This is a genomic window from Nonomuraea turkmeniaca, assembly GCF_005889735.1.
Lineage (GTDB): Bacteria > Actinomycetota > Actinomycetes > Streptosporangiales > Streptosporangiaceae > Nonomuraea > Nonomuraea turkmeniaca.
Window position 1 is genome coordinate 43,537 of the sequence record NZ_VCKY01000004.1, and the last position, 20,794, is coordinate 64,330.

General features: G+C 70.9%; 14 protein-coding genes. 6 read left to right on the top strand and 8 right to left on the bottom strand.

The window, feature by feature from the left end:
* Positions 1-193 precede the first annotated feature (193 nt).
* Positions 194-1,237 (top strand): LacI family DNA-binding transcriptional regulator, encoded by a 1,044-nt coding sequence (locus tag ETD86_RS02010; protein ID WP_138664335.1) that lies wholly within the window; start codon positions 194-196, stop codon positions 1,235-1,237.
* Between the two features lie 108 nt (positions 1,238-1,345).
* Positions 1,346-4,405, top strand: coding sequence for a prenyltransferase/squalene oxidase repeat-containing protein (locus ETD86_RS02020; RefSeq protein WP_170222830.1), 3,060 nt, complete (start codon positions 1,346-1,348; stop codon positions 4,403-4,405).
* A gap of 15 nt (positions 4,406-4,420) precedes the next feature.
* Here ETD86_RS02020 and ETD86_RS02025 read toward each other — a convergent pair whose 3' ends face one another.
* The 4 genes from ETD86_RS02025 to ETD86_RS02040 all read right to left on the bottom strand — a co-directional run bounded on the left by ETD86_RS02025 (position 4,421) and on the right by ETD86_RS02040 (position 10,943).
* Complete coding sequence (locus ETD86_RS02025; protein WP_138664337.1) at positions 4,421-6,667, bottom strand: glycosyl hydrolase family 95 catalytic domain-containing protein; 2,247 nt, start codon at positions 6,665-6,667, stop codon at positions 4,421-4,423.
* The gene (locus ETD86_RS02030; protein ID WP_211369768.1) at positions 6,664-9,420 is read right to left on the bottom strand and encodes a glycosyl hydrolase family 95 catalytic domain-containing protein; all 2,757 of its coding nucleotides are present in this window, start codon (positions 9,418-9,420) and stop codon (positions 6,664-6,666) included. Before ETD86_RS02030 ends, ETD86_RS02025 begins: the two co-directional genes overlap by 4 nt.
* Positions 9,421-9,670: 250 nt before the next feature.
* Positions 9,671-9,967 carry a hypothetical protein gene (locus ETD86_RS02035; protein ID WP_138664339.1) on the bottom strand — a complete coding sequence of 99 codons (297 nt, stop codon included), beginning with the start codon at positions 9,965-9,967 and terminating at the stop codon, positions 9,671-9,673.
* 145 nt (positions 9,968-10,112) lie between these two features.
* On the bottom strand, positions 10,113-10,943 hold the full coding sequence (locus ETD86_RS02040) for a TIGR02452 family protein (RefSeq protein ID WP_138664340.1): 831 nt from the start codon (positions 10,941-10,943) through the stop codon (positions 10,113-10,115).
* 259 nt (positions 10,944-11,202) lie between these two features.
* On the opposite strand from ETD86_RS02040, the gene ETD86_RS02045 reads away from it, so the two are divergent.
* Entirely contained in the window at positions 11,203-12,789 is a 1,587-nt protein-coding gene (locus tag ETD86_RS02045) for a flavin monoamine oxidase family protein (protein ID WP_342779212.1), read from the top strand.
* 14 nt (positions 12,790-12,803) lie between these two features.
* The gene (locus ETD86_RS02050; protein ID WP_138664342.1) at positions 12,804-13,433 is read left to right on the top strand and encodes a Rid family hydrolase; all 630 of its coding nucleotides are present in this window, start codon (positions 12,804-12,806) and stop codon (positions 13,431-13,433) included.
* A gap of 64 nt (positions 13,434-13,497) precedes the next feature.
* On the opposite strand, the gene ETD86_RS02055 is transcribed toward ETD86_RS02050, so the two are convergent.
* Positions 13,498-13,776: a hypothetical protein gene (locus ETD86_RS02055; RefSeq protein ID WP_138664343.1), complete on the bottom strand. Its 279-nt coding sequence runs from the start codon at positions 13,774-13,776 to the stop codon at positions 13,498-13,500.
* Positions 13,777-14,083: 307 nt separating this feature from the next.
* Between ETD86_RS02055 and ETD86_RS02060 the strand changes: the two genes are divergently transcribed.
* Together ETD86_RS02060 and ETD86_RS02065 are read left to right on the top strand one after the other, a co-directional pair.
* The gene (locus ETD86_RS02060) at positions 14,084-15,064 is read left to right on the top strand and encodes a C40 family peptidase (RefSeq protein ID WP_246147521.1); all 981 of its coding nucleotides are present in this window, start codon (positions 14,084-14,086) and stop codon (positions 15,062-15,064) included.
* A gap of 51 nt (positions 15,065-15,115) precedes the next feature.
* A complete protein-coding gene (locus ETD86_RS02065; RefSeq protein WP_246147522.1) occupies positions 15,116-15,982 on the top strand; it encodes an aldo/keto reductase in 867 nt (288 codons plus the stop codon).
* 55 nt (positions 15,983-16,037) lie between these two features.
* On the opposite strand, the gene ETD86_RS02070 is transcribed toward ETD86_RS02065, so the two are convergent.
* The 3 genes from ETD86_RS02070 to ETD86_RS02080 form a co-directional block, all read right to left on the bottom strand.
* Positions 16,038-17,345 (bottom strand): acyltransferase family protein, encoded by a 1,308-nt coding sequence (locus ETD86_RS02070; protein ID WP_138664345.1) that lies wholly within the window; start codon positions 17,343-17,345, stop codon positions 16,038-16,040.
* Positions 17,346-17,386: 41 nt separating this feature from the next.
* A complete protein-coding gene (gene htpX, locus ETD86_RS02075; protein ID WP_138664346.1) occupies positions 17,387-18,241 on the bottom strand; it encodes a zinc metalloprotease HtpX in 855 nt (284 codons plus the stop codon).
* Positions 18,242-18,339: 98 nt separating this feature from the next.
* Entirely contained in the window at positions 18,340-20,751 is a 2,412-nt protein-coding gene (locus tag ETD86_RS02080) for a glycoside hydrolase family 95 protein (RefSeq protein WP_138664347.1), read from the bottom strand.
* Between the last annotated feature and the right edge of the window lie 43 nt (positions 20,752-20,794).

The window sequence follows — 20,794 nt, forward strand, 5'->3', positions numbered from 1 at the left end:
TGAGGAGGCGGGGTGATCGGCGGCCGTCTTGGGCCATGGCTTCAAGATCGTGAATCGATTCACGGCGTTTCGGGCAGATTACGCGCGCCGTCGAAGGCATGTCAATGGCGTCACCGGCCTGGAGAGCGGTTTCGTGAATCCATTCACGCGTGCGCTAGGCTGACAGGCGCCGACGTACGCAGTGAGGAGCCCGATGACCTCTGGACCCGCGCCGAAGAAGGCCGACGCCGCCGCCGCCACGGTCGGCGACGTCGCGGCGCGCGCCGGGGTTTCTCGAGCGACCGTGTCCTACACCTTCACCCAGCCGAACCGGGTCTCCCCCGACCTTCGCCGGCGCGTCCTCGCGGCGGCCGACGAGCTCGGCTACGTCGGCAACGACGCCGCGCGGCGGCTGCGGGTCGGCCACAGTCTCGCGCTCGGGCTGCTGGTCTCCAACATGAGCAACCCCGTCTACGCGGAGCTCGCGGCGGGCGCGGAGGCGGAGGCCGCGGCGCACGGTCGTTTCATCCTCGTCGCCAACAGCGACGAGAGTCCCGCACGCGAGCGCGCCTACCTCAACTTCTTCGAGTCCCAGCAGGTGAGCGGCATCCTCGCCGCTCCCGTCGGCGACGTGCCCGCGGAGTTGCTCGGGCTGCGGGAGCGCGGCACGCCGTTCGTCCTCGTCGGCGTCGCGCCCGGCCCGCACAGCTATCCGGCGATCTCGGGCGACAACGAGCGGGGCGGCTATCTCGCGGCCTCGCACCTGCTCGCCCAGGGCCGGCGGCGCCTGATCTTCATCGGTGGCGCGCACCCCCACGTCGACCTGCGGCTGGCCGGGGTCAAGAGGGCGGTCGCGGAGTCTCCCGAGCCGGCGGCGCTGGAGATCATCCGCATCGAGGTGCAGACCGCGAAGGTCGGCGAGGCGGTCGCGCGCACGCTGCTCCGGCGCTCGGCGACCGGCTTCCCCGACGGCATCGTCGCCGGCAACGACCTGCTCGCGCTGGGCCTCCTGCACGGGCTGATCGTGGGCGGGATCCGGGTGCCCGAGGATCTCTCGCTGGTCGGCTATGACGACATAGAGTTCGCCGACTTCGCGATCGTGCCGCTCACGACCATCCGCCATCCGTCCGCGGCCCTTGGGGCGAGCGCCGTCCGGATCCTGCTCGGCATGGAGAGCGAGCAGGACACGGAGGGGCGTTTCGAACCGGAGCTCGTGGTCCGCGCGACGTCCCTTCCCGCCCCGGGAGACGACGCGTAACAGGCTGTTGACACGGCCGCAACGGCGTCACTACGCTCCGGCTGTCGTGAATCGATTCACGATCATGAAACTTCGTGGCGGTCCACACCGCGTCCTGGAGGCACGATCATGAGATCGAAACGTCCCCACGCTCATGGCGGCCGCCGGATCGCCTCGGTGGCCGCCACCGCGGCTCTGGCGCTGACCCCCGCCGCCCCCGCCGCCGCGGTCGGCTCCGGCCCGTTGCCCGAAGTCGCCGCCCTCGACCCGAGCACGATCGACCTCGCCGACTTCACCGGCCTGGAGCAGCAGATCGCCCCCTATCTCGCCAACCTGGCCCGGCTCGCCAACAGCGTCAACGACGACAGCACCTCGAACTACGGGTACATCACCTGCAACTGCTGGCGTACCGGGCAGGGGCCCAGCGACGCGCGGGTCATGGAGAACGTCCTCACGCTCGCCTACTTCTACACCGCCGACCGCCCGTGGAACCCGTACCACCGGGACGCGGCCCTGCGCCAGCGTCTCGAAGCGGCCCTGCGGTTCCTGCTCGGCACCCAGAACGCCGACGGATCGTTCCCGCAGGGCGGTGGCGACCTGCATTCACGGGCCGCGACCGGGTTCGCGCTCGAACTGTACGCGATCATGCTGGAGCTCCTCGACGCCGACGGCACGCTGGATCCAGCGCTGGTGTCCGGCCTGACCGGCGCCATGCGCAAGGCGACCACGTGGTTCCTGGAGGACGAGGAGGTCTGGGGGCCGCGCGGCGCGCAGTTCGCCAACCAGGTCGCCGGCGGGCTGGTCGGCATCTCCCGCCTCCTCCGCCGCTTCGACGACGCGGCGTTACGCGCGAGGTTCGAGCAACGCCTCGCCCACCACGAGCGGATTTCGCAGGGGGAAGCCGGTTTCTTCCGCGACGGTACGGTCGCCCACCGCTACAGCCTCGAAGTCGAGGCGGAAGACCTCGCCGGCTGGGCCGACCCCGCGACGCGGGCGACGATCGACCGGATGCAGACGCGTTACCTGGACTGGGCCCAGTACAACCTGCTCTACGACAAGCGGCTCGACGGCTATTTCATCAACACGGCCGCCGACTCGCGGCACCGCGGCTGGAACTACGCGAGCGAGCTGCCGATCGGCTCCAACAACCTCTGGGGTGCGGTGATCCCGCAGGCCCGCGCCTACTCGGCCACCCAGGAGGAGATGGACGAGCGCCGTGCCGCGTTCGCCGCCGCGGGGTGGCAGACATCCGTCGCGCCGCTCATCACCCCCACGTGGGCCTACCTCGATCCGTCGGTCATCCGCGACGTCGCGTTGCGGGAGGAGTACTACCCGGCCGCGGCCGAGCGCCGGGCGGCCATCGGCACGCTGCGCCCCTATGCCGGCGCCCCCTACACCGAGCACCGCGCGGACGCGGCCACGGGCCAGCAGTTCGTCTTCGCCAAGCGGCCCGGCTACGTCGTGGGCATGGGCTTCGGCAAGCACGTCAACACCCAGTACGGCTTCTGGGACAACCAGCGGTTCGGGCTCAGCTACCTCTACGACCCGAAGCTCGGTGTCGTCGTCCAGGGGCAGAACGCCCCGCAGATCGGCGCGCCTCGTACTCGTCCGGTGGACGCGGAATTGTCGTGGGGCACTGGCTGGACCGCGGCGGACGGTGTGCATTTCGACGCCTATGACCAGCCCGTTCCCACGTTCTTCCGCGACGGCTCCCCCGTCGATCCCGCGACCGTGGGCGATCTCGATCCGCTGGAGATCCGTTACACCGCGGCGGGCAGCCCCGTGTCCAAGTCCGTGACCCTCGGGGACCGGCTCGAGGTGCGGGTCGAGGCCGGTTCCGCGCCGTTCTTCGAACGTGTCCCGCTCATCCTGGAGAAGGGGGACACGCTGCAGTGGATCGGCGGCGATCCGGCCGCCGCGCTGGAGGCCGGGTCCCGGGCGACGGCCGAGAACGTCACCGGGCTCGTCGTCAACCGGGACGGCCGGAGCGTGGAGATCCGCTGGTCCGGCGCGGGCACGGCTACGTTGTGGCCGTCGGCCTTCCCCGTCGCGGACGGGAACCGTACCCTGCACATCCTCGACCTCAAGGCCACGGGCCGGCTCGCCTACGACATCCGGATCGTCGACGACACCTGCCCGGGATCGGACGAGCGGGCGACCGTCTTCATCGGCGACCAGGACACCGGTGTCGCCAACCCCGACGACGGCGCCGGCTGCACGGTCGCCGACCTCCTGCGGGCCGGCGAGCAATGGGAGAGCCACGCCGCCTTCGTCGCCCACGCCACGAAGACCGCCGAGACGCTCGCCCGCAAGCGCGTGCTGAGCCGCCGCGACGCCGCGCGCCTGGTGGTCGCCGCGGCCCGCTCCGACGTGGGGCGCGACCTCGTCACCGCCGCACCCAGCCAGGCGAGCGTCGTGGCCGGGCAAGAGCTCGCGGTACGGATCTCGGGGCGGAGCATCGCCGCGGTGACGGTCTCGGGACCGTGCCTCACCGGCGCCGCCACCGCCTCGGGCGCCGGCGAGGTCAAGGTCGCCATCCGGGAGACGATGCTCCCCGGACGCTGCCGGCTCACCGCCGGAACGGTGCGTGACTCCGGGACGACCGAGATCGACGGCTTCGAGGTGGAGATCGTGCCGGATGCCCAGGGTGTGGTGTTCCGCGACAGCTTCTCGTCAGCGGCGGCGACGTCCGAGGCGTGGAGCGCCGTCGACGGCGTCTGGACCGTGGCCGACGGCGTGTATCGCCAGCAGGACACGTCACGGACGGGCTGGAAGTCCGTCGTCGACGACCTGAAGATCGGCGACGGCTCCGTCGAGGCCGGCATGCACTTCCGGACGCTCGCGACCTCGACCGCCTTCGGCGGCATCCAGGTGCGGACGGCGCAGCCCGGCGACGCCTACACGCAGTCCGGGTACATGGTCTATCTCCGCGCCAACGGCTCGGTCGACGTCTTCCGCGCCGGCACGGGCGTCATCGCGACGGGCACAGGGGCGGCGATCACCGGACCGACGACTCTTCGGGTCGAGCTACGCGGGGCCGAGATCCGCGCCTTCGTCGGCACGGACCCGGCACCCCGCGTCACCGTCGCCGACCCGAACCCGATCATCGGGCCCGGATACGTGCAGCTCGTCACGGGCCGCGCGGCCGTCGACTTCGACAACGTCCGCGTGTCCACCCCGCTCCCATGACCGGCCGACCGGCGTTCACGCGGGCGGGAGCCCCCATGGCTGGGCGCTCCCGTTGGCGGGGACGTCGCGCGGCCGTGACGGGCGCTGGCCGCTCCGGGTGACGACGGCCGTCTCGCCTCGGCGCAGCGGGATATCGATCGTGTCCGTTCCCCGGTACGGCAGGGGCCTGCCCTGCTCGTCGCGGACCTCGAAGGGGCCCTCGACGCCGTGCCGGAGCCGCAGCGGCTCCCCGGCCTCGCTCCGCACCCTGACCCAGTCGGTACGCCCCGCGCTCCGCGAGGCGTCCACCAGGAACGCCCCCTGCGTGCGCAGCCGTTCGACCGAGACGTCGGCCCAGGTGGCGGAGACGGCGGGGAACACCTTGACCACCCCGCTGTGGCTCTGGATCAGCATGTCGAGCATCGACTGGGCGGCGGCCAGCGGGCTCTCGATGGCGAGGTTGCTCCCCTCCCTGTACATGGTGTTGGGGGTGATGGCGCAGTTGTCCACGACATTGCCGTCGATGAAGAAGCGCAGGTAGGACAGGGCCTCCTCGGGGTTGCCGAAGAGGGTCTCCATCGAGGAGGCCGCTGCGAAGCTGTAGCCGTGCCACCGGTCGCGCATGCTCGTCCAGTGGTCGAAGCTGCGCCGGTCGAGCGACTCCTGCAGCGGATAGAGCCAGAGCAGGTGCGAGTAGTGCCGGTGCGACTCGGCCAGCGGCACGTTCGCCCCGATCATCACTCCCTGCTCGTTCCTGTGGTACGGCACCAGCCGCGCGAGGATCTCCTGCCACCGGCCCTTGCGCGGGTCGTCGATGCGGAGCCGCTCGGCGCTGTCGAGGAGGGTGCGGCAGCCCCAGCGGATGAGCGACAGGTCGTAGGTGGCGTCGGAGGCGTTCGCGTACTCGGGTGAGCGGGTCTCGGGCAGATGCAGCCGGCCGTCCTGGCCTTCGACGAGGAACCGCTCGTAGTAGGTGATCGCCCCGGTGAGGATCGGGAACAGCACGTCACGGAGCACGCGGTCGTCCATGTTGTGGCGGTACGCGAGCCAGACGTTGTGCATGCCCCAGGTGAGGTTGCCGGTGTGGTCGTTCGGGCTCACGCCGGGCACGCCGACGTACCGCGGCCCCGGCCGGAGCATGCGGTCGCCCGGATGGCACAGCGCGTAGGACTTCCCGTCGCGGTAGGCCGGGTTGACGTTGAGCTCAAGATTCTCGTGATATTTCCGGAAGGTCGTCGTCACGGCGTCCAGTTCCGGGTGGTTCGAGCCGTTGATCAGCGGATAGGCGACCTGGACGTTGAGGTTCCACCAGATGTTCGTCCAGCTGTTGCCCACCTCGGGGAACCACGGTCCCCACTCGGTCACCACGGGCGCTCCGTCCCTGGTGGCCGAGGCCATCTTGTAGAGCTGGATCCAGTAGAACCGCTGCAGCCGTTTGTCCGGGACCGACACCAGGCTGCGCCGGTAGAAGCGCTGCCACCAGAGCCGGTGGACGAGCACCTGCGCCTCCGGATTGCCGTCGAGCACCTGGCGCACGGTCCGCACCGCGTCCTCGACGCCCGTCGAGTCCGGGTATCCGTACACGATGGTGGCCGCGAGCACGCGCTGGCTGCCGTTCCTGACCTCGCGCCAGGCCGTGGTGTAGCCGCCCCCGGCGTGCATGGACTGCTCGACGTGCCCGTCGGCGACCACGGGCTCGGGGTTGCCGGTGTAGTCCGGCGGGCGGCGGATCGTCCTGGTGGTGTGGGACGGCAGCGGCGTGAACCCCCACGCCACCGCCTCCTCCCCCGGCGTCGGCGTCATGGACACCAGCAGCACGCTGCGCTGGTTGAGCACGAGCGCGCTGAATCGCACACCGCCCTGGGTGGTCGTCACGGTCCCGGTCAGCTCGGCCCGCTCCAGGTCCAGCCGCCAGTCCACCTCCGTGACGGTGCCGGCGAAGGTCAGCGTCAGGTAGCCGATGGGCAGCCGCGAGTACCCGATCGCCGCCTCCCACTGCCCGCGCTGGTCCTGCACGAGCGAGTGGTTCAGCATGAACCGCAGGACGTTCCCCTCGCCGCCCTTGTTGTAGAGGTGCACGCCGAGGAACCCGTTGCCCAGGAAGGGCCCGTTCTGCCAGCCGCTGGGCAGCCGCTTCCACACCATGGCCGCATCCCGCAGCACGTCGCCGTACACGTCGTCCTTGCCGTCGGGCGCGGCCTGGGCCCACGCGGCGGGGGACGTGGCGACCACGGCGGCGGCTCCTGCGCCGGCCACGAACGTGCGGCGGGTGATTCCGGTCATCGGGCGGGTCCTTCCAGGGAGAGCGCGAAGAGGTGCAGCTGGGGCCGGGTGAGGGCGGGCAGGGCCACGGACCGGAGCTCCTTCGACGGATCGAGGGTCACGGGCGCGGCGAAGAGCGCCACCTTGGACGTGCTCGATCCGGCACGGCCGTGCCGGTGCGTGCAGCGCAGCGCCTCGAAACCGCCCGCCGGCGGCTGGCCGGTCCAGTTGGGAACGGTGAACGGCACCTGGCCGGTCGAGCCGTCCGCGTAGGTCGCGGTCAGCGTTCCGGAGGCGTCACCGAAGGTGGCCGACCCGAGCAGCCAGGCTCTGGCGTAGCGGCCCGCCGGGACGGCGATCGTCTGCCCCTGGGCGGTCACGTTGTTCTTGGCGCCGTCGCCGTAGGCCGGGAAGGTGAAGGTCAGCCCCTCCACCGCGTACGAGCCCGCGGGCGGGAGCTCCTCGGCCGGATAGGTGTAACCGGACCCGTCGTAGTCGCCGTCGGTCATGGACTCGTGGGCCGAGACGCCGTCGTTGTCGAGGTGGGACGACAGGTCGACGGGCGTGGTCGGGCCGGGCGGCGGGATCGGCGGCAGGCCCCAGGGGTCGCCGGGTTCGGTGATCTTCACGGGCCCGACGGTGAAGTCCCGGACGCCCTGGGCGAACACCAGCGCCTCCTGGTCCTTGCGCAGGTCCAGCTCGATGACGCCGTCGCCGACGTCCTTGCAGCGGGCGCCGAGCACGGTATACCGGCCGCCGCTGATGCCGTGCCGCAGCCGGCACGGTTGCCCCGCCAGGCTGCGAACCCGGACCCACCGGGTCGTGCCCGCCTGCCGGACCGCCGAGACGAGGAAGGCACCTTCGGTGCGGAAGTTGTGGACGGTGACGTCGGCCCAGCTGCCGGGCACGGCGGGAAATATGCGGATGAGTCCGCCCCAGCTCTGCACCAGCATGTCGTGCATCGACTGGGCGGCGGACAGCGGGGTCTCGATGACGGGCCCGCCGCCCTCCCGATACATGGTGTTGGGCCTGATGAAGCCCTGGCGCATGAGCTCGCGCAGATAGTGCAGGCTGTCGTCGCCCTTGCCCTGCTGGGCGGCTATCGAGGCGGCGCCCGTGAAGCTGTAGCCCTGGAGCGCGCCGGTGAATCCGATCCAGTGCTTCAGCGACCTCTCGATGAGGTCGCGTTTGTCCGGCTGCTCCCAGGTGATCTCGTAGAGGGGGTAGACCTGCAGCAGGTGCGAGTAGTGCCGGTGCGACTTCGCGAACGGCACCCCGGTGCCGATCATGTAGCCGTTCTCGTCCACCGGGTAGTCGACGAGCGTGTCGAGCACCTCACGCCAGCGGGTCTTGAGCGGGTCGTCGATCTTCAGGGTGTCCGCCGACTCCAGCAGCGTCTTGCAGCCCCACCTGAGGAGCGCCAGGTCGTACGTGCAGTCGGGCGCGCCCCCGTACTCGGGGGAGAAGGTCGTCGGCAGGTGCAGCCTGCCGTCCGCGCCGGGGGCCAGGAAGTGCAGGTAGTAGTTGATCGATCGGCGCAGCAGCGGGAACAGCACGTCGCGCAGCACGTCCGTGTCCATGGTGTGCCGGTACGACAGCCAGACGTTGTGCAGGGCCCACGTGAGGTTGCCGATCTCGGGCGCGCCCTGGCCGGGGATGCCGAGCCGGGCGCCTCGGGCGTACATGTCGGAGCTGCGCGAGACGCCGGCCGAGTCGGATCGGTACTGCTCCGGCACGTGGTCGATGAGGACCTGCCGGTTCTCGTCCAGCGTCCGGGTGAGGGCGTCGAGCTCGAGGTGGTTGGAGCCGTTGATCATCCAGTATTCGAGCTGGACGTTGAGGTTCCACCAGATGTTCGGCCAGCCGGTGGGCTGCAGCCACGGCCCGGTGGTGGCCATGACGGGAGCGTGCTCGCGGGTGGCCGAGGCGATCTTGTACAGCTGGATCCAGTAGAAGCTCTGCAGTCGCTGGTCCGGCACCGAGATGAAGCTCTTGGGGTAGAACGCGTGCCACCAGTCGCGATGCGTCTTCACCAGCAGGCTCGGCGGGCGGCTGCGCGCGCTCGTGATCGTCCTTACGGCGGGGGCCTCAGCGGTCTCCTCGGGGTGGGAGTGGGCCACGGTGACGTACATCCAGCGCTCGTCGTCGCGGGTGACCTCCTGATAGGCGGTGACGTAGTGGCCGCCGACCAGCAGGGGCTGGACGCAGAGCTGGACGTCGCCGTCCTTCTTCAGCGTGCTGGGCGGGTTCGGCTGGTAGTTCGGGTCGGGGTTGGTGATCTGGCGGGGACTGATCGAGGGCGCGGCGGTGAACGTCCAGGCCGCCTCCCGCTCGGCCGCGTCCGGCTTGACGCGGATCAGCATGACCTCGCGTTCGGCGTGCACGAAGGCGGTGACCTCGATGGTGCCCAGGTCTGTGGTGACGGTGCCCTTGAGCTCGGCGTTCCACAGGTCCAGGCGCCAGTCGACGGCGATGATCGTGCCCTTGGGCTGGAGGGTCAGATGGCCGATGGGTAAGCGGCACAGGCCGTATTTGGCGTCGATGTCGGGGCGGTGGTCCTGGACCTCGCTGTGCTGGACGTCGAAGCGCACCCCGTTCTGGCCTTCGGGAACGTAGACGGTGGAGGCCAGCAGGCCGTTGCCGAGGAACGGGCCCTCGTGCCACTGGCGCGGGAGGCGTGCCCACACCAGGTCCTGATCGCGCAGGAACTTCGCCCATGGGCCGTCGTGGCGCATCTCGTCGCGGATGGGCAGGAGGCCTGACCGCTCGAACATCTCGGTGGCGGATGCGGCGGCGGGGGATGCCGGGGCGAGCGCGGCTGCGGCCCCGCCTAAGGCGAGACCTCCGAGGAATGTGCGCCTAGAGGAGGGATTTTCCGACATCGCGACTCCGAGAGAGGGTGCTTGAGGAGTATACATCCGATAACTGAGAAGATCTAACTCAGCAGCCGCCTCTGTCAACCCCCTTCTCACCGCTTGACTGCGTTTGTGGTGAGCGGCAGGCGTCGGATGAGTGCGCGCTCGCCTACGGGGAGCGGCGGGCCCGCTCCAGCTCTGCGCGCAGCCGGACCAGCTCGGCCCGCGCCTCGGCCAGGTCCGCCTCCAGCCGGCTCCGGACGGCCCTCTCCCGCTCGGCCTCGGCCCTGGCAGCCGACACGATCTCGTCGGCCTGCCCGTGGGCTTCGGCGAGCAGCCTGCCCGCTTCTTCCTTGGCCGCGAGCAGCAGAGCGTTGACCTGACTCATCGCCTCGGCGGCGCGCCGCTCGGTCGCCTCGTCCCGCTCACGACCCGTCCTGGCTCGCGTCTTCCTGAAGAAGCTCATCACGTCTTCCTCAACGCCCTGCCGCACGATTCCGCTCCCGGGGAGTACGGAAAACGTTGCCCTGACCACCGTGCTCAGCGTCATCGGCACGCTGCAGATCTTCAGTGAACCGATGCCCTTCCGGTCCATCGATCGACACCGACAACTAGGACTCAAGGAAGCGCTCGGCGAACGCGGCTCGGTTGGCGGACTCCGGCGCCCGATCCCAGACCGCGAAGACCACCCGCTCGAACACCCCCGCCAGCGCGCCGCCCGTGGCCAGGTGGGCGTGGAACGCCTCCGCCACCTCGCGTGGGTCGTTCCGGAAGACGCCGCACCCCCACGCCCCGAGCACCAGCCGGCGCGCGCCGTGGTGCGCGGCGACGGCGAGGACCCGTTCGGCCCGTTCGTGTAGCACCCGCCGGATGCGCTCACCCATGCCAGGATCATGGCGCAGGGCCTGCCCCGCGTTGGGGGCGGCCGAGGTCAGGAACGAGACCGCGTACGGCTCGCTCAGCAACCGGCCGTCGCCGCCCCGATGCACGGGCACGTCGGGGGACCAGATGACGCGGTGGCTGTAGAGCAGATCGGGAGAGGCCCGGTGGGCGGCGTAGTAGTCCGGCGCCTGGAGGAGGCAGGGGTACAGCAGGCTGTGGCGGCACAGGTCCTCTTCCTGCGCCTTCGCGCCGTTGACATAGCCGCCTCCGGGGTTGCGCGCCGACGCGAAGTTCAGCGCGGCGATCCGGCCGGCGCCGGCGAGGTGGAGCCGGCGGGCGGCCTGGAGCGTGTCCTCGGCGGTGACCTCGAACGAGGTCACCTGCCCCGGCACGGCAGGGGGCACGGCGACGGACAGGTCGGCCAGATGGCTCACGGTGCCGGCGATGGCCGCCTCGAGGGCGGGGCTCACGGTGACGAGCGTGCCATCGGCGGCGGTGTACCGGCCGTCGGCCACGATCTGTTCGTTGGCGGCGGCGATGCCGCGCAGTCTTCTGCTCACGCGCCCGCATGCTAGATGCCGCGCGGCTCTTTGGGCACCGGCATGGCGGCGACCTGCGGCTGGACAGGTGTCCAGTAAGGAGACAAGACCAGACGAGGCCAGACGTGGTCACGACACCACTCCCGCGCCTGGCGGAACTCATCTCACTTTTGCCGCGAAAGCCTGATGACCGTGCCGAAACGCATTTAGAACATCCGTCCGGATCGTTGGCAACATGACTTCTCCAGACTCGCCTCCAACAAGACCGTGGAGGTATGTGTTGGGGTACAGCAGACGCGACTTCCTGTCCGCCGTCGGGGTGTCAGGCGGAGCAGGAGCGCTCTTCGCGACCATGGGGGCGCTCGGGCTCGCACCGACCGCCGAGGCGTCCGCGAAGGGCGCCTTCGACCCGCCGCAGCCGTCCGACTTCTCGCTCACCGGGCGGTCCGCGAAAAAGGTGGTGATCCTCGGCGCGGGAGTGGCCGGCCTGGCCACGGCATACGAGCTGGGCAAGGCGGGCTACGACTGCACGGTCCTGGAGGCCCTCGACCGGGTCGGCGGGCGCAACTGGACCATCCGCGGCGGCGACCGCGTGACGGAGCTGGACGGCTCCACGCAGGTCGCGCGGTTCCGGGACGGCGTCTATCTCAACGCGGGACCGGCGCGGCTCGCGCAGTGGATGATCACCGTGGACTACTGCCGCGAGTTGGGCGTGGACCTGGAGGTCTTCACGAACTCCAACGCGCAGGCGTACATCTACCACCAAGGCATGCAGGCGCCTGTCCGCTGGCGGACGGCCAAGGCCGACGTCTACGGGCACGTGTCGGAGCTGCTGTCGCGGGCGACCGACGCGGGCGCGCTGGACGGGGCGCTGACCGCGCAGGACAAGGAGCGGCTGATCGCCTTCCTGTCGAGCTTCGGGGCGGTGGGCAACAAGGCGAGCGGGTTCAAGTACACCGGGAGCTCGCGCCGCGGCTACAGCGTGAACCCGGGAGCGGGCGAGCAGCCGGGCACGGTGCTCGGGCCGGTGCCGTCGCTGTCGGAGGTGTTGTCGAGCGGCGTCGGGCAGCGGTTCGCGTTCGAGTTCGGCTACGACCAGGCGATGCTGATGTTCCAGCCGGTCGGCGGCATGGACCAGGTCCCGAGGGCGCTGGCCGACAGGATCGGGCGGCAGCGGATCAAGTTGAGGTCCGCGGTCACCAAGATCACTGACCTGCCGGACGGCGTGGAGGTGGAGTACAAGGACCGGCACGGCCGTACTCAGAAGATCAAGGCGGACATGTGCGTCGCGGCGATGCCGCCGCACCTCCTCGCCAAGACCCCGCACAATCTGGGCGCGGAGCTGCAGACCGCGCTCGCCACGCCGACCGTGACGAACTCGGGCAAGATCGGGCTGGAGTACCGCCGCCGCTGGTGGGAGACCGACGAGGACATCTACGGCGGCATCACCAGCACCGACCTGGACCTCGCCACGATCTGGTACCCCTCCTACGGGTACGGCTCGTCGCGCGGGCTGGTCGTCGGCTACTACAACTTCGGCGCGCAGGCCGACGCGTACGCCGCGCTCAAGCACGCCGACCGTGAACGCCGCGCGGTCGAGCAGGGCATGCTCATCCACGGTGCGAAGTACCGCGACGAGCTGGCGTCGTCCGTGTCCATCGCCTGGAAGCTGCAGCCGTACATCGAGGGCGCGTGGGTGGGCTGGCCGTCCAGGCAGGGCGCGTACCAGCTGCTCAACAAGCCCGCCGGCCACGTGTACTTCGCGGGCGACTGGCTGAGCCACATGATCGCGTGGCAGTCGGGGGCTTTGGAGTCCGCCCGCAAGGTCGTCACCGAGCTGCACCAGCGCGTCCTGAGCACCTCCTGAGAGGACACCTCCCCATGAAGATCCGCACCGCCGCCCTCGCCGCGGCCGCCGTCCTCGTCCTGAGCACGGGTACGGCCGCCGCCACCACCTGGTGGTCACCCAGACCCACCGAGGTCAAGCCCTTCCTCCCCGCGGGCGCCACCAACCCGGCGATCGCCGACGGCGTGGCGCTCGGGAAGCTCGTCGCCACGTACACCGCCAGCGGGCTGGGCCCGGCGGCGGCCAACCCCGCGGCCCCGGCCGACTCCCCCGAACGTTACGTCGACTTCCCCGGCGGCGCGCTGCCACCAGGCGTCACGATCACCGAGGCGCAGGCGCTCAACGTGCTCAAGCGCATCAAGGCCAACCTCGCCGCGGCCGGCCTGGGCCTCGGTGACGTGGTCTCCATGCGTGCCTACCTGGAGAGGCCGCCGGGCGCGGCGGAGGCCGACTTCGCCGGCTGGAACCGTGCCTACCGCCAGTTCTTCGCCAACGTGGATCTGGCGACGGGCAAGCCCGTGCCCGTCCCGCTGGGCACGGCGCCGCCCGCCCCGCCGATGGAGGTCAACGCCGCCCGCCCGGCCCGCGTGACGCTCGAGATCGCGAATCTGCCGGTGGCGGGATGGCTCGTCGAGGTGGAGGTCGTCGCCGCCTACAAGCATTGACGCGCCCCGTCCCCGCGCGGCCGGATCGGCGGCGCGGGGACGGTGCCGGCCCGGCTGTGGCGGGTCAAGACCTGGGCAGCGCAACGTCGGGTTTCAGCGGCTGGGGAGTGACGACCAGCCTGACCACCCCGTTGCTCTGCGGCACCGCCCGCCACACCAGCCAGTCCGAGCCCACCGCGTCGGCGGCGATGGGTTCGTACCTGACGCGGAAGCTGCCCTTCCTCCCGTCGGTGAAGGACGTCTGGGAGCGGGGGTCCGACCTCACCAGCTCATAGACGACCTGCAGGTCACGCTTGTGTACCTCGTCGAGAACCTCCCCGACCGTACGATCCTCCAGCTGCACGCCCGCGAGCATCTCCCCCGGAACCGTGGCCGCGGGCGCCGCCTGGTAGAGCTCGCCGGGCTCGGCCGGCCGGCCCAGCTGGGCGCGGACCTGGCCCTCGAAGCCGACGGGAACCCGGAACGCCAGGTGACACCCTGCCTCATCACATCACGTTGGGCCATGCATGTCCTTCTCACCGTGGCCGGCTTACATCTCCTACTAGCCCGGTACAGCGCCAAGAGTTCACGGACGCTGAACATCTTGGCGGCGGCACGCGTATCTCCCCATGGATCGGCACCACAGTCCACTGGGACGAGGAGGCATGGTCGTGGCCGCGGCGACATGGCGTGGGCGTACAGCAGCCGCATTGGCGCTGGCCTCGGTGGCGCTGGCCGCGACCCCTGGGGCCGCCCTGGCAGATCCCTCGCCCGCCCAGGCCAGGGCCCGGCTGGTGAAGCTGAACGAGCAGGCCGACCAGCTGGTCGAGCGGTACAACCGGGCCACCGAGACGTACAAGACGGCCAAGAAGAAGTATGACGCGCTCAACGCCGAACTCAAGGGCAAGGACGCCCGGGCCGACGACCTGCGCCGCGATCTCGTCACCCTGGCGGTGAACGACTACCAGTTCGGCCCGTTCGGAAGCTGGGCGCCGTTGACCGCCCCGGACAACCCCGGGGCGGTCCTGGGCACGATGGCCTCCCTCGATGAGATGGCGCGGGCGAGAGCGGCGAAGGCACGCGCCTACGAGGCCGCCATCAAGGAATTACGCGACCGGCACGGCGAGGCCAAGGCCATCCTGGCGGCGGCCGAGGCCGCGCGCCGCAAGGCCCGCACCGAGCAGGCCAAGGTCGACAAGATGGTCACGACGCAGACCCGACTCATGCGCCGGCTGGGCCTCTTCCGGACCGGCGACCCCGACAGCCCCGGCATCCAGTACGCCGGCCCGGCCTCCGGGAACGCCCGCACAGCGCTCGAGTTCGCCTTCGCCCAGGTCGGCAAGCCGTACCGGTACGGCGGCACCGGCCCGGGCTCCTTCGACTGCTCCGGCCTGGCCCAGGCCGCCTGGCGCAGCGCGGGCGTCTCCCTGCCGCGCACGACCTATGACCAATGGGGCTGGGGCGCCGGCCGTCGTGTCCCCATGGACAAGCTGGAGCCCGGGGATCTGCTCTTCAGCAAGGGGCTCGGGCACATGGGCCTGTACGCCGGCGACGGGAAAATGGTCCACGCGCCCCAGACCGGAGACGTCGTCAAGGTGGTCGACCTCGACGACTACTGGCGTACCCGCCTGCTCGGCGCCGTGCGCCCATGACGAGCCGGGCCGCCTTGACCTGGAGTGCACTCCAGCAGACAGGGTGGACCCATGAGCAACGCCATGAGAACACGTGCCATCGGGAGCCGCAACGTCGGCGTCATCGGGCTCGGGGCCATGCCCATGTCGGTCGCCGGGCACATGCCGGACGAGGGCCAGTCGATCCGTACCATTCTCGCGGCCCTGGACGCCGGCGTGACGTTGATAGACACCGCTGATGCCTACACCCCGTCGCACACCGACGTCGGCCACAACGAGCGCCTGGTCGCCCGGGCTCTCTCCCTGTGGGCCGGCGACGCCGACAGCGTGCTGGTCGCGACCAAGGGCGGGCACACCCGCGTGCCGGACGGCTGGGACGTCGACGGCCGCCCGTCGTACCTCAAGGAGGCCTGCGACCGGTCGCTGAAGGTGCTCGGCGTGGAGAGCATCGGCCTCTACCAGCACCATCGGCCCGACCCGCGGGTCCCGTACGAGGAGACGATGGGCGCGCTGAAGGACCTGCACGACGCCGGCAAGATCCAGATGGCGGGCATCTCGAACGCCAACCCGGAGCAGATCAGGCTCGCCCACGACATCCTGGGCGACCGCCTGGTGAGCGTCCAGAACGAGTACTCGCCGCGGTTCCGCTCCAGCGAGCCCGAGATCGACGTCTGCGCCGAGCTCGGCCTGGCCTTCCTGCCCTGGTCGCCGCTGGGCGGCATGAGCCGTACCGGGGAGCTGGGCCGGCACAACTCCGCATTCGACGAGATCGCCGAGGAACGCGGCGTGTCCCCGCAGCAGGTCTGCCTCGCCTGGGAGCTGGCCCGCAGCCCGGTGGTCATCCCGATCCCCGGTGCCAGCCGCCCGGAGACCATCCTCGACTCCGTCGGCGCCGCCACGCTGGAGCTCAGCAAGGAGGAGCTCGCCCGCCTCGGCTGACCCCATCAAAAACCCATATTCACGCGTTGCCGTGGTCTGCCACCCGCCGCCTTGGTCACGTCCGCCGCCGGGCGAGCCGCACGACGGCGGCACCGGCGAAGTAGGCGAGCAAGGCCATGCCGGGCAGGTCGCGCTGCCCCGGACCCGGCACCGCGATTCCGAGGATGCCGGCCACGACGCCGCACATCCCCAGGACGGTGAGGACACCCGCCGGCGCGCCTGCCGCGGTTCCAGGCGCGCGGTGGGTGCCGGCGTGCCGTTCCACGGGTCCGAACGCCACGACCAGCACCCCGAGAATCACGGTGAGCACGACCAGCCAGGGCAGCCGCATCAGCAGCCACCCGGCCGACCCGGGCGGGTCGGCGAGCCATCCGGTGCGGTACAACGCGAGCGCGCCGAGCACGGCGGCCGTCATGTGCCACAGGAACAACGTCATGATCACAGAGTTGACCGCCACCACGACGGTCCACGGACGTGGCCGCCGCAACCACCGGGTGGCCGGGCCATGGAAGGCCAGCGCCAGCCCGGTCTGCGCCGCGGCCAATGCCAGCAGCGCCAACGTCGGCGGCGAGGTGTTCTGGATCTGCTCGCCCGTCAGCCCCACCATGCTGATCGGGTAGGGCCCCGCGACGGTCAGCACCACCAGCGTGATCAGCCCGATGCCCGCCATCGGCAGGCCGACGCCCGGCCTGGCCCGCAGCCGCCCGTCCTGCCAGGCGAAGCCGAGCTGATGGACGGCCAGCCAGGCGAACAGGAAGTTGGCCACCGCCGCGAGGGGCACGCCCAGTGCCAGCCGGGCCGCGTCGCCGGCGCCGACCAGCACGACCAGCACCGCCGGCACGGCCAGGCCGTACCGGCAGTGCAGGGCGTGTGTCAGCGGGGTGAGGACCACCACGGCCAGGTAGGCCACCAGGAACCACAGCGGGATCCCGGCCGCCCACACCGCGGTGCCCACCAGGCCGGGATCGGCGCCCACCGCACGGGCGACCAGAGCCGTCCCCGTCAGCACGGCCAGCAGCATCGTGGTGGGCCGGATGAGCCGGTCGGTACGGCGCAGCACCCACCCGGCCGCATCGCCGCCGCGGTCTCTGCAGGCGGTCAGCGAGGCCGCGTTGGCGTACCCGCCGACCAGGAAGAAGACGGGCATGACCTGGAACAGCCAGGTCAGGGGCCGCGTCCACGGCACGACCTCCAGCACGTTGCCGGCGCGCACGGACCCGTCCGGGGTCACGAGCACGAACACCGCCAGCCAGTGGCCGATGACCACGGCCGTGATGGCGATCGCGCGGAGCAGATCGACCTGGCGATCCCGGCCCGGCGGCGTGCGATCCGCCAGCCGCCGCATCTCCTGAACGACCCCCATCGCCGCCTGGCCCCCTCACCGGCTGTCGACGTGCGTGCTGCTCAGCCCTGGATCCCGGCCATGGACTCCAGCCGCCGGATCCGATCGGCGATCGGCGGGTGCGTGGAGAACAGCCGCCCGAGACCGCCGCCGCGGAACGGGTTGGCGATCATGAGGTGGGACGTCGACTCGAGCCTGGGGGTCTGGGGAAGCGGCACCTGCCGCGTACCGGCATCGATCTTCCGCAGCGCGCTCGCCAGCCCCAGCGGGTCCTGCGTCAGCCGCGCGCCCGATTCGTCCGCCTGGTACTCCCGCGCCCGCGAGATGGCCATCTGGATCATCGCCGCGGCCATCGGCCCGAGAATCATCAGCAGCAACGCCCCGAGAACCCCCGGCCCCCCGTTGTTGCGGCCGCCGCCGCCGAAGAACCCCATCATGTAGGCGAGGTAGGTGATCATCGTGGCCAGTGCACCCGCCACGGAGGAGATCAGGATGTCGCGGTTGTACACGTGGGACAGCTCATGTCCGATGACCGCGCGAAGCTCGCGTTCGTTCAGCATCTGGGTGATCCCGTAGGTCACGCAGACCGCCGCGTTCTGCGGGTTGCGTCCGGTGGCGAACGCGTTGGGCTGCAGCATCGCCGACATGTACAGCCGCGGCATGGGCTCGCCCGCCCGGTCCGACAACTCGCGGACCATCCTGTGCAGTTCGGGCCAGTCGGCCGGGCCGACCGGCTGCGCGCGCATCGCCGACAGCGCGATCTTGTCGGAGAAGAAGTAAGCGACGCCGTTGCTCACGAGAGCGATCAGGACCGCGATCTGAACCCCTCGCCCGCCGCCGAACCACCAACCCACCAGAACGATCAAGGCGGACAGAGCACCCAGCAGGACCGCGGTACGCAGGCCGTTGTGATGCATGACAGCCTCCTTTCCCCCAGGTCCACCCCCTACCCCCTTCGGACCTGCGGATGCCGGACATGGGCCCGAGACCGCGCCGGCGGCTCGGGCCCTGCCGTCTATCGGCCGATCCGGTATTCCCCGCCGGGCCGGACCCGGAAGGTGATGGTGTCGCCGTCGGTGGTGTGGGCGACCGGCCGCCCACGGTCCGTCGTGACCCGAACCCCGCCGCCGCGGAAGGCGTCATGACGCAGCTTGACGGTTGTCGCCTCGCCGGCCGTCAGCCGCGCCTCGGACAACCGCCCCGACGCCCACGTCAGCCCAACGGTGTGGCCGCCGCGGGCGCGCAGCCCGGACACGCGGCCGTCCGCCCACGCGGCGGGCAGCGCCGGCAGCAGGTCGACCACTCCGAGGTGGCTCTGCAGCAGCATCTCCGTCATGCCGGACGTGGCGCCGAAGTTGCCGTCGATCTGGAACGGCGGGTGCGTGTCCCACAGGTTGGCCAGCGTGCTGGTCTGCAACTGGTCGCCCAGCAGCTTGTGCGCCCGGTCGCCGTCGAGCAGCCGAGCCCAGAAGTTGATCTTCCAGGCCTTGCTCCACCCGGTGCCCTCGTCGGTGCGGGCGTTGAGCGAGACCTTGGCCGCCGCCGCGAGCTCCGGCGTCGTACGCGGCGAGACCTGCCGCCCCGGATGCACCGAGAACAGGTGGGAGACGTGCCGGTGCCTCTCCGCCGGGTCGTCGATGTCCTCCTTCCACTCCTGCAACTGCCCCCATTTGCCGATCCGCAGGCCCGGGTCGAGCTTGGCCAGCACGTCGCCGGCGGCGGCCGCCTCCTTGCGATCGCCCACGAGCTCCGCGGCCTCGCGCAGGTCGGTGAACAGGTGCCAGAGGATCTGCTGCGACATCGCGGCGCCCGCCGTGGACGGGCCGATCTCGGGCGATCGGCTGGGGATGGCGACCAGCTTGCCGTCCCTGGGGTCGGTCTGCAGGAAGTCGCGCCAGAACTCCGCGGTCTCCTTCATGACCGGGTACGCGGTCCGCTTCAGGTACTGCTTGTCCTGCGTGAACCGGTAGTGGTCATAGAGCTGCAGGACCAGCCAGGCGCCCGACTCGGGGAAGAAGTAGGCGGGATGGTCCCAGGCGCCGGTGTGGCCGAAGATGTTCGAGGCGTGGTGGGCGACCCAGCCGTCGGCCCCGAACATCTGCCGGGCGGTGACCCGGCCGGGTTCGCGTAACCCGTCCACGTAGGTGTGCAGGGGTTCGGCCAGCTCGGCGAGGTTGGTCATCTCGGCCGGCCAGTAGTTCATCTGCAGGTTGATGTTGAGGTGGTAGTCCGCCTGCCACGGCGGGGCCTCGAGGACGTTCCACACGCCTTGGAGGTTGGCCGGCAGCGATCCGGGGCGGGACGAGGCGATGAGCAGGTAGCGGCCGTACTGGTAAAAGAGCTGCTCCAGCGCCCGGTCAGCGGCCGGGGCCGTGCCGTACTGGGCGAGCAGGTCGTCGGTCGGCACGGCGGGCAGGCTGCCGCCCAGGTCCAGCCGCACCCGGTCGAACAGGGCGGCGTGGTCGGCCCGGTGGGCGGCCAGCAGCCTGGTGTAGCCGCGGGCAGCGGCGGCGTCGACCCGCGCCGTGAGCTTGGCGTGCGGGTCCTCGCCCTTGTAGGTCGGGTAGTCGGGGGCGTAGTCGGTGCCCGTGCCGAGGATGAGGACGGCTGAGTCCGCGCCGGCCACGGTGACGGTCCCGTCGGGGTTGTCGGTCCTGGTCCCGCCCTGGTTGAGTACCTGGAGCTGCGCCTCGTACGCCATCGTGTTGCTGGTCAGCGCCCCCTTGACGGTGACCCGGCCGCCGGCGGCCGTGGAGGTCGCCGAACGGTTGGCGGGCACGGCGATCCTGGCGGTGAACGTCACCCCGCCGGGCCGGTCGGCGGCCACCCGGGCCACGACCACGCCGGACGGCGCGGAGGCGAAGTACTCGCGGGTGTGGCGCACGCCGCCGGCCGTGAACGACACGCCCGCCACGCCGCGCGAGATGTCCAGCTCCCTGCGGTAGTCCGCCACCTGCGCCGGCAGCTCGGGGAAGGCGAGACGCACGTCGCCGAAGCTCTGGTACGCGCCGAACCTGCGGTGGCGCGGCGAGTCCGACTTGTGCCCGAGGGCGGCCAGCACATCGTTGGGCGAGATGCCGCCTTCCTTCCAGATCCGCTCCCTGATGGCCTCCAGCGCGCCGGGCCGCGGCGCGTCCCAGTTGCCGAAGGTGTAGTCGGCGACGCCGGGCCCGCCGGTCCACAGGGTCTTGTCGTTGAACTGCAGCCGTTCGGCCTGCACGCCGCCGAACACGGTGGCGCCCATGGCGCCGTTGCCGATCGGCAGCGACCGCGTCTCCCAGCCTTCGTTCGAGTCGGGGGCCGGCTCGTCGTACCACAGCGTGTACGGCTTCGCCGCGCTCGCGGCCTGCGCCTGCGTGGCCGGGACCACGGTCAGCGCCGCGCCGAGAGCGAGGGCGATCGGCCCTGCCAGTAAGCGTTTCTTCATAAGGATGCACCTATACATCGGATGTGTGAGAGGAGACTAGGTC